Annotated in this window: 1 protein-coding gene; it reads right to left on the reverse strand. The window is 67.7% G+C overall.

Going from position 1 to position 1,449, the window contains the following annotated elements; genetic code table 11:
* Positions 1 to 18 precede the first annotated feature (18 nt).
* The gene (locus tag ACWEN3_RS46535; protein ID WP_452984492.1) at positions 19 to 1,215 is read right to left on the reverse strand and encodes an IS110 family transposase; all 1,197 of its coding nucleotides are present in this window, start codon (positions 1,213 to 1,215) and stop codon (positions 19 to 21) included.
* Positions 1,216 to 1,449 lie beyond the last annotated feature (234 nt).

Here is a 1,449-nt window from a genome sequence, read left to right on the forward strand (position 1 = left end):
GGCTTCCCAATGTCGAAGTCAAGCTGGCGCAGTGACGGGCGGTGTCACTTGGTAGCACCGTCGGTCACGGATCAGGGCCCACAGAACGTTGACGCGCCGGCGGGCGAGAGCGAGCACGGCCTGGACATGGCGTTTACCTTCGGCACGTTTGCGGTCGTAGAACTTCCGCGAGTTGGGGTCGAACCGGATGCTGACGAGTGCCGAGGTGTAGAAGACCCGCTGCAGGCGTCGGTGGTAGCGCTGGGGCCGGTGGAGGTTACCGATGACCTTGCCGGAGTCGCGAGGTGCGGGTGTCACGCCGGCGAAGGCGGCAAGCCGGTCTGGGCTGGGGAAAGCGTCCAGGCTGCCGCCGATGCCGACGAGGAGCTCCGCGCCGAGGATCGCGCCGATGCCGGGCATGGACTGGATCACTTCGGCGAGTTCGTGCTCGCGAAACCGGCCCTCGATGAGCTTGTCCGTCTCGGCGATCTTCTCGTTGAGGGCCATCACCTCCTGCGTGAGGGTGTGCACCATCTTCGCGATCGCCGTCTCGCCTGCGACGGCGGTGTGCTGCCGTTCAGCGGCCTCGACGGCTTTGACGGCGAGAGCCTCGGGGTTGCGGGCCTTGCGGTTACGCAGCCAGGTCGTCAGCCGGGCAAGGCCGGCGTGGCGGATCGCCGCCGGGGTCTGATAGCCCGTGAGAAGCAGCAGTGCTCCGGCCGTGCCGATGTCCAAGGCGCGTTCCAGGGCCGGGAACATGCTGTTCAGCAGGCCCTTGAGCCGGTTGGTCGTGCGGGTGCGGTCGGCGACCAGATCGACACGGCGCTCGGTGAGCAGCCGCAGCTCGATGCCCGCATCGTCACCGGGCCGAATCGGCTGCAGATCGCGTCGCATGCGGGCCTGATCGGCGATCACCCGCGCGTCACGGGCGTCGGTCTTGCCCGTGCCGCGGTAGCCGTCGGAGGCCCGGTTGACTGCGATTCCGGGGATGTAGACCAGTTCCTGGCCGTGGTTGACGAGCAGGGCGATCAGCAGGCCGGGGCCGCCGCCCGCCATGTCCAGGGCCCAGGTGACCTCTCTGCCGTCTGCGAGGTCCAGGACATCTCCGATCAGCTTCAGCAGCTCGGGCTCGTCGTTGGCCACTCGTCGGGACAGCAGTGCGTCGCCCTCGTCGTCCAGGACCAGGCAGTGGTGGTGGGTCTTGCCGCAGTCGGTCCCGGCCCATATCCGGCTCATCGTGCTCCAGCTCGTCGTGCGTGCAGTACGTACCACGGACGACCTCGCCGGCATTGCTCTACACAGCGACCTGTTCGCATTTCCCAATCGGCGGCCGAGTCGTCGTGGGGAGCCGGGCGGCCAAGCCTACCGAGCCACAGCTGGCAGCCGCATGAAAGCCACACCCAGCTCCCCTGGGTGCCACAACCCTACGAATGGCTGGGGCGGACCCAGGAAGAAGGTAGAGCCGCATGA

This window comes from Streptomyces sp. NPDC004561, assembly GCF_053602155.1.

What these genes read in the sequence shown, in the direction of transcription:
- ACWEN3_RS46535 (WP_452984492.1), bottom strand. Translation starts at nt 1,215, where the DNA reads ATGAGCCGGATATGGGCCGGGACCGACTGCGGCAAGACCCACCACCAC.